General features: G+C 75.3%; 6 protein-coding genes and 1 pseudogene. 3 read left to right on the forward strand and 4 right to left on the reverse strand.

Features of this window, described 5'->3' with window-relative positions; translation table 11 throughout:
* A pseudogene (locus PLP61_RS13100) lies at window positions 1-216 on the reverse strand (methionine synthase); the annotation flags it as partial.
* 115 nt (window positions 217-331) lie between these two features.
* Here PLP61_RS13100 and PLP61_RS13105 point away from each other — a divergent pair.
* Window positions 332-1021 carry a hypothetical protein gene (locus PLP61_RS13105; RefSeq protein ID WP_324503179.1) on the forward strand — a complete coding sequence of 230 codons (690 nt, stop codon included), beginning with the start codon at window positions 332-334 and terminating at the stop codon, window positions 1019-1021.
* On the opposite strand, the gene mnmA is transcribed toward PLP61_RS13105, so the two are convergent.
* From mnmA to PLP61_RS13120, 3 genes are all read right to left on the reverse strand, one after another.
* The gene (gene mnmA, locus PLP61_RS13110; RefSeq protein ID WP_324503180.1) at window positions 1011-2129 is read right to left on the reverse strand and encodes a tRNA 2-thiouridine(34) synthase MnmA; all 1119 of its coding nucleotides are present in this window, start codon (window positions 2127-2129) and stop codon (window positions 1011-1013) included. The two genes, PLP61_RS13105 and mnmA, sit on opposite strands and share 11 nt — an antisense overlap.
* Entirely contained in the window at window positions 2126-3322 is a 1197-nt protein-coding gene (locus tag PLP61_RS13115; protein WP_324503181.1) for a cysteine desulfurase family protein, read from the reverse strand. The genes mnmA and PLP61_RS13115 overlap by 4 nt, the downstream gene beginning before the upstream one ends.
* A gap of 66 nt (window positions 3323-3388) precedes the next feature.
* Window positions 3389-4369: an endonuclease/exonuclease/phosphatase family protein gene (locus tag PLP61_RS13120; RefSeq protein ID WP_324503182.1), complete on the reverse strand. Its 981-nt coding sequence runs from the start codon at window positions 4367-4369 to the stop codon at window positions 3389-3391.
* A gap of 71 nt (window positions 4370-4440) precedes the next feature.
* On the opposite strand from PLP61_RS13120, the gene PLP61_RS13125 reads away from it, so the two are divergent.
* Both PLP61_RS13125 and PLP61_RS13130 read left to right on the forward strand, forming a co-directional pair.
* A complete protein-coding gene (locus PLP61_RS13125) occupies window positions 4441-6735 on the forward strand; it encodes a glycoside hydrolase family 31 protein (RefSeq protein ID WP_324503183.1) in 2295 nt (764 codons plus the stop codon).
* 26 nt (window positions 6736-6761) lie between these two features.
* Window positions 6762-7208 (forward strand): DUF6841 family protein, encoded by a 447-nt coding sequence (locus PLP61_RS13130; RefSeq protein WP_324503184.1) that lies wholly within the window; start codon window positions 6762-6764, stop codon window positions 7206-7208.
* Window positions 7209-7211 lie beyond the last annotated feature (3 nt).

The following is a 7211-nucleotide window of genomic DNA, read 5'->3' on the forward strand; positions in this document are numbered from 1 at the left end:
GGTCAGCCGCCAGCCCGCCGGCTGCAGGTCCGCGCCCAGCCCGGCGACCAGGGCGAGGGTCCGGCCGGTCGGCCCGCCGGCCGGACCGCGACCCGGGAGCTCGGGCAGGTACGGCAGGCCAGGTGGCCCGGACAGCTCTCCGAGGACGACCCGGACGGCCTCGGCGAGGTCGCGCGCGTCGGTCCCAGGCATCGAGCCGATCCCGGTCGCCAGCATGCCCCCATCCTGCCCTGGCCCGGGCCCGTGGCGGGGATCACCCCCGCCCGAGGAAACCCTCGGCCCACGCCGATCGTCAGACCCTGAGTACCCGAGACGAAAGTGATGCAGCACCATGTCCCACTCCGGCCTCGACCCCGCCGAGACCGACGACCCGAACGGCCGACCCCTGCCCGTCCTGGCGCTGACTGAGACCGCCCCACGGCTGGGCCTGTCACCCGCGCAGGTGGCGGGCTCGGCGCTGGCCGCGGTCTCCGGGGCCGTGCTCGCCTCCTGGCTGGGGGTGACCGGGACCCTGGTCGGTGCCGCCCTGGGCAGCATCGTGGGCACCGTGGGCGCGGCCACCTACACCTACTCGCTGCAGCGGGGCCACGCCGTCGTGCGGGGAGCCCGGCTGCCCGCCGGTGCGACGCGCCCCCCGGTGGAGGAGCCGGACCGGACCTGGCGGGACTGGCCGTGGCGGCGCCTCGCCGTCGGCGCGGCGGCCGCACTCGTGCTGGGACTGGCCGCGCTGACCATGGTCGAAGGGCTGGTCGGGAAGCCCGTCTCGTCGTTGACCAACGGGAGCGGCGGTGGGACCACCCTCGGACGGGTCACCGGCGGAGGGGGCTCGCGCGACAACCAGCCGAGCCCGCAGCCGACGACGCCGACCGCGCCGTCCTCCCCCTCGCCCACCCCCACGCAGGAGCCCAGCCCGACCCCGAGCCCCACGGTCGAGCCCAGCCCGACCCCGAGCCCGACCGGCTCCCCCAGTGGGTCGCCGGTCGTGCCGCTGGAGAGTCCGACGGCCTCGGTCACCCCGTGACGGAGCGGGCGTGCCGGGTGCTCTCGATCGTCGCCGACCCGACCACCCGGGTGCCGGCGTAGATCACCGCCGACTGTCCCGGCGCGACGCCCTGAGCGGGCTCCAGGAGCCGGATCTCCACGTCGTTCCCGGTGACGCTCACCACGGCTCGGTGCTCCGCGCCGTGGGCACGCAGCTGCACCCCGGCGGACAGTGCGCCGGGGGGCGCCTCTCCGCTCCAGCGCGGGCGCCCCGCGGTGATCCGGTCGACGCTCAGGCCCTCCCGGGGCCCCACCCGCACGGTGCCCGAGCTCGGCTCGATCGCGAGCACGAAGCGCGGCCGCCCGTCGGCGGTCGGCCGCTCGATCCCGAGCCCCTTGCGCTGCCCCACGGTGAAGCCGTAGCTGCCCCGGTGGTGACCCAGCACCTCCCCGGTGGCGTCGTCGACGATGTCGCCGGCGTGACGGACCGGGTCGCCGGGCCGCTCGGTGAGCCTCTCCCGCAGCCAGCCCGCCGTGTCGCCGTCGGAGACGAAGCAGAGGTCGTGGCTGTCCGGCTTGTCGGCGACCAGCAGCCCCCGCCCGGCCGCCTCGCGGCGTACGTCGCTCTTCAGGCTGTCGCCGAGGGGGAACAGCGCGTGCGCCAGCTGCGGCTGGGTCAGCACCCCGAGCACGTAGGACTGGTCCTTGCCTCCGTCCGCCGCCCGGTGCAGCTCGACCCCGCCGTCCCGGCCGGTCCGCAGCCGGGCGTAGTGCCCGGTGGCCACCGCGTCGAACCCGAGGCCCAGGGCCCGGTCCAGGACGGCGGCGAACTTGATCCTCTCGTTGCAGCGCAGGCAGGGATGCGGGGTGCGGCCAGCGGCGTACTCGTCGAGGAAGTCCTCCACGACGTCCTCGTGGAAGCGCTCGGAGAGGTCCCAGACGTAGAACGGGATGCCCAGGACGTCAGCCGCACGACGCGCGTCGTGGGCGTCCTCGAGCGTGCAGCAGCCCCGCGCGCCGGAGCGGTACGACGTCGGGTGGCGCGCGAGCGCGAGATGGATCCCGGTGACCTGGTGCCCGGCGTCCACGGCGCGGGCAGCGGCCACCGCCGAGTCCACGCCGCCGGACAGCGCAGCCAGCACCCTCATCGGCCGACGGCCGCGCGTGAGCCGGACAGCCGGGCCCGCTCGACGACCGGTCCGATCGCCGCGACCAGCGCGGCGACGTCCTGGGCGGTGCTGGTGCGCCCGAGGGAGAAGCGCAGGGAGGACCGCGCGGAATCGTCCGAGCGCCCCATCGCCACCAGCACGTGGGAGGGCTGCGGCACGCCGGCCGAGCACGCCGACCCGGTGGAGCAGGCGATCCCGCGCGCGTCCAGCAGCATCAGCAGGGAGTCCCCCTGGCAGCCCGGGAAGGTCAGGTGGGCGTTGCCGGGAAGCCGGCGCACGGGGTCGCCGTTGAGCAGCGCGTCCGGCACCTGCTCCTGCACCCCACGGACCAGGTCGTCGCGCAGGCGGCCCACCCGGAGGGCGTGCTCGGCCTGGTGCCTGACGGACAGCTCGACCGCCCGGGCCAGCCCGGCGATGGCCGGGGTGTCCAGGGTGCCGCTGCGGATGTCGCGCTCCTGGCCGCCGCCGTGCAGCAGCGGGGTGACCGCCACCTCCCGGCGCAGCACCAGCGCGCCGACCCCGAACGGTCCCCCGACCTTGTGCCCGGTGAGCGTGAGCGCGTCGACGCCCAGCGTGCCGAAGTCGACGGGCACCTGGCCGAGGGCCTGCACCGCGTCGGTGTGCACCGGGATGCCGTGATCGGCCGCGATCGCCACGACCTCCGCGACCGGCTGCAGGGTCCCCACCTCGTTGTTGGCGGACATCACGCTCACCAGCGCCACCGAGGCCGGGTCCCGTTCGACGGCGGCGCGCAGCGCGGCCACCTCCACCGCGCCCGAGGCGTCGACGGGCAGCAGCTCGACGCGCGCCTGGGCGAACGTCTCGAGCCAGGCGAGCGCGTCGAGGACCGCGTGGTGCTCGACGGAGCTGGACAAGATCCGCACCCGGCGAGGGTCCTCGGTCCGGCGGGCCCAGAAGATGCCCTTCACGGCCAGGTTGTCCGACTCGGTGCCGCCCGAGGTGAACACCACCTCCCCCGGACGGCTGCCGAGCGCCTGCGCGATCCGCTCGCGCGACTCCTCGACGACGCGCCGCGCGCTGCGCCCGGCCGCGTGCAACGAGCTGGGGTTGCCGACGTCCCCGAGGTGCTCGGCCATCGCCTGGATCGCCTCGGGAAGCATCGGCGTGGTCGCCGCGTGGTCGAGGTAGACGGTGGTGGCGGGCTGGTCCATGGTGCCGTCAAGCGTACGGCGCGCCCCTGCGCCGCAGCGACTCCGACCCGTCCCCCGCAGGCACGCTCACTGGAGGGCCACCTCGGCCACCACCGCGAGGTGGTCGGTGCCGTCGACCGCGACGGTCCGCGTCGAGAGCGCGGCCAGCCGCTCGCCGACCAGGACGTGGTCGATCTGCACCAGCGGCGGCAGGCCCACCCCGAGCAGCGGGTACTCCCCGTTGCCGGGCCAGGTCGGCTGCCAGCCCTCGTTCGCCAGCTCGGCGACCGACCGCAGCCCCAGCTCCGCCAGCACCTGGACCGGCTGGTGGTCGGGCGTCGCGTTGAGGTCGCCGACGACCAGGTCCGCCCCGGGGGCCGCGACCCGGATCGCGTGGTGGTCGGCGCGCCAGCGGGCCGGGACGGTCGGGGGCCAGGCGTGCACCGCGAGCAGCCGCAGGTCACCGGTGTCGGTGGACACCGTGACCGCCCACGAGTCCATGGTGGTCGCGATCCGCTCCGGCCGCCCGAGCCGGAGCCGGGAGAACACCATCGTGCCGTCCACCCCGGCCCGGGGCTGCCCGGCGCGGTAGGGCCAGCCCTCGGCGAGGCCGCCGCGCTCGAGCGTCGCCAGCTCGCCCGGGGTGATCTCCTCCACCACGAGCAGGTCGGCGTCGGCGGTCGTCGCCGCCTCGACCAGGGCCAGCGCGTCCACCTCGCCGCGCAGGGAGTTGACCGTCAGGACGGTGAGTGGGGCCGCGTCCCGGGCGGGCGGCGGGTTCGCCCCGACCAGCTGCGGGGAGAACCACCACAGGTGCACGGCCAGCGGCGCGAGCAGCGCCAGGGCCCCCAGCAGCCACACCAGCCGCAGGCCGCGGCCGGGCAGCACCACCCGCACCAGCAGCAGGCCGATCGCCGCGGCGTACGCCGGGACCGCCCACGGCGTGAACGCCACCACCCGCAGCCAGGTGCCACCCGGCGGCTGGGCCCACCGCGCGTACGTCAGCAGTCCGGCCGGCACGAGCAGCGCCGCCAGCAGCAGCCAGAACAGCACGGAACGCAGGCGCACGGCCCCGAACCTACCGGCGTGGTGCACGGCCCCGGGGATCCCGGACGGCGTGCCCACTAGGGTGACCAGCGATGGACGGAGTGCGCGGCCTCCTGCACGGGGCGAGGATCATCGGCTGGGCCAACTCGCTGCGGGCCGTCCGGTACACCCGGGCTCGGGACCGGGCCGACCGGGCCCTCCCGCCGCGTCCCCGGCAGCCGTTCCGGGTGCCCGGGCCGGCCCGGGGTGCCGAGTGCACCGACGAGGGGATCCGCGTCCGGTTCACCGACGCGACGCTCGAGATCCGCTTCCCCCGGCCCGGCCAGGTGTCGGTGGGCTGGGACGACGCGCTCGCGCTCCTGTCGTACGCCGTCGTGGACGCCGGCCGGCCCCGGCGGCCGCAGCTCACCGAGACCGAGGAGGGCTGGCTGGTCTGCGGGCCGGGCGTCAGCGTGGCCGTGGCCCGCGACGGCGCCCTGAGCGTCCGCGACGCCGAGGGCAGGGTCCGCCGCTCCGACGGACCGCCGCAGTGGCAGGGCAGCGCCTGGACGCTGCGCACCGCGCTGCTCCCGGGACAGACCCTGCACGGGCTCGGCGGGCGCAGCGCCGGGTGGGACCTGCGGGGCGGCACGTTCCGCTGCTGGAACACCGACCCCGGCGGGGCCTGGTTGCCCGGCGACGACCCCCTCTACGTCACCACGCCGGTGCTCACCGTCCTGGACGACCTCGGCGCGGTGCAGGCCTTCGTGGACAACACCTGCGACGGCACGATCGACACCGTTGGTGAGCAGGTCGTCCAGCGGTTCGAGGCGGGGCCGGTGCGCCTGCACGTGTCCGTGGGCTCCCTGGCGGAGGTGATGGACGCCTGGACCGCGCTCACCGGACGCCCGGCGGCCCCTCCCCGGTGGGCGCTGGGGTACCACCAGGCCCGCTGGGGGTACGGCTCCAGCCGGGCGGTGCGTGAGGTCGGGCGCCGGTTCGCCGAGCACCGGCTGCCGGTGTCGGCGCTCCACGTGGACATCGACCACATGGAGCGGTTCCGCAACTTCAGCTTCGGCACGCAGGAGTGGAGCGACGCGGAGGCGATGGTCCAGGAGCTGGCCGACGCGGGCGTGCGGGTCGTCGTCATCGTGGACGCCGGGCTGGCGAGGTCGCGCGCCTACCCGGTCTACCGGGAGGCGCTCGCCGGCCGCCATCTGTGCCAGGTCGCGGAGGGGCGGCCCCTGGAGGGGGTGGTGTGGCCGGGTCCGACGGTCTTCCCCGACTTCACCGCCGCCGCCACCCGGGAGTGGTGGGGCGAGCAGCTGTCCTTCTACGCGCGGCTGGGCGTCGCCGGCTACTGGCACGACATGAACGAGCCCGCCTGCTTCGTCGCCTGGGGGGACCCGACCTTCCCGCTCGCCACCCGGCACGACCTCGACGGCAACCCGGCCGACCACCGCACGGCCCACAACGTGTACGGGCTCCAGATGAGCCGGGCCTCCTACGAGGGTCTGCGGCTACTCCAGCCCGACCGGCGTCCGTTCCTGTTCTCCCGCTCCGGATGGGCCGGGATGCAGCGGTACGGCGGCCACTGGACCGGCGACATCCAGACCGACTGGGCGGCGCTGCGAGCCTCGCTGACCCACTGTCTCGGGTACGGCGTGTCCGGCGTCGGGTACTCCGGCCCGGACATCGGCGGCTTCACGGGAACGCCCTCCCCCGAGCTGTTCACCCGCTGGTTCCAGCTGGCCTCGTTCCTGCCGTTCTTCCGGACCCACTGCGCCTGGTACCTCCCGCGGCGAGAGCCGTGGGAGTGGGGCGAGGAGGTGCTCGGGCGGCTGCGGGTCGCGCTCGAGCGTCGCTACCGGCTGCTGCCGCTGTGGTACTCCCTCGCCCTGGAGGCCGGCCGCTCAGGAGCGCCGTACGTGCGCCCGCTGGCCTGGGCCGACCCGAGCCTGCGAGGCAGCGGCGAGGAGTTCCTGCTCGGCGACGACGTCCTGGTGGCCCCTGTCCTGGACGAGGGGGCCACCGTGCGCAGGCTTCGCCTGCCCGCGGGCGGGTGGGTCCACGGGGACACCGGCGAGCGCCACGAGGGGGCCGTCGAGCTGCCGGTGGGGCTCGACGACACCCCGTGGTTCGTGCGCGCCGGAGCCGTCGTACCGACCGAGGAGGACGGCCGGCTGGTGCTGCTCGTGGCGCCTCCGGAGCCGGGCCGGCCCGCACCCGGGGGCCGGCTGCTCACCGACGCCGGCGACGGGTGGGCGGCTCCGCACGAGGAGCGGTACGCCGTGGCCGAGCACGACGGCACGACCGTGGTGAGCCGCGAGGTCGTCACTCAGGGGGACTTCGGCTTCACCGGCGTCGAGGTGCGGACGCTCGGCGGCGGGCCGGCACGGTTGGCCTGACTCCGGTTCGCCCTAGAGTCGTCACCATGAGGCCGCTCGCCGCTGAGATCGACGACTACCTGGCCCGCTACGCCACCACGCTGACGGGCTTCGACTCTCGAGCTGCAGCCGGTCTCTGGGCCACTCCCGGGATGATCCTCGATGATCGGTTCGCCGGCGTCCTCGAAGATCGCGACGCCATGGCTCGGGGCCTCGAACGGTCCTATCCCTTGTATCGGAGACTCGGCCTGACCTCTGTCGGCCACGAGTGCCTGGACGTCAGGCAGCTCACCGACGTGATCACGCTCGTCCACGTGCGCTGGCACTTCTACGATGCCCACGGCCACCAGCTGACCGACAGCACCGCCTACTACATCGTGCGCCGCGACAACGACGGCCTTCACGCCTGCGTCTGCATTCAAGTCGACGATGCCGAGAAGCTCCAAGCCCTCGCCACCGAGCGCGGAATCGACCTCTCAGACGCGAGCCGGTAGCCC

It is taken from the genome of Nocardioides sp. (genome assembly GCF_035429765.1).
Classification (GTDB): Bacteria; Actinomycetota; Actinomycetes; order Propionibacteriales; family Nocardioidaceae; genus Nocardioides.